The organism is Streptomyces sp. B15, from assembly GCF_018070605.1.
In the GTDB taxonomy this organism is placed as follows: Bacteria; Actinomycetota; Actinomycetes; order Streptomycetales; family Streptomycetaceae; genus Streptomyces; species Streptomyces smyrnaeus.
Window position 1 is genome coordinate 1 of record NZ_JAGPXJ010000237.1, and the last position, 406, is coordinate 406.

Below are 406 nucleotides of genomic sequence, written 5' to 3' on the forward strand. Positions count from 1 at the left end.
CGAGCGGCTCGCCGAGGAGCGGCCCGAGGAGTCCGAGCGGGACGCCGTCTCCGGCCCGCCGGACGACCCGGCGGGGCAGCTGCGCGCCGATCCGGAGATGACACCGCCCCGCCGCCAGGACGTCTACGGCAGGGAGACGGGCGAGTCCGGTGGCCTCTCCCCGGAGGAGCAGGCCCTGCACACCGTGGACGAGGACGAGGCGACCTCGGGCGAATAGGACGGAGCGGGCGCGTGGGCGCCGGGGAGAGAGGCGTGGGGGGGGGGGGGGGGGGGGGGGGGGGGGGGGGGGGGGGGGGGGGGGGGGGGGGCCCCCCCCCCCCCCCCCCCCCCCCCCGCCGAGTCCGGCCACCGGCTACAGCGGGCTCACCCGGAAGGCCAGCGCGAAGTGGTCGAGTGTCGCGGGAAT

1 protein-coding gene is annotated in these 406 nt (G+C 80.3%); it reads left to right on the forward strand.

Annotated elements, in window-relative coordinates; genetic code table 11:
• Positions 1-217: DUF5709 domain-containing protein (locus KBY19_RS36025; protein WP_247691760.1), on the forward strand; the 217-nt coding region annotated here is incomplete at its 5' end.
• Between the last annotated feature and the right edge of the window lie 189 nt (positions 218-406).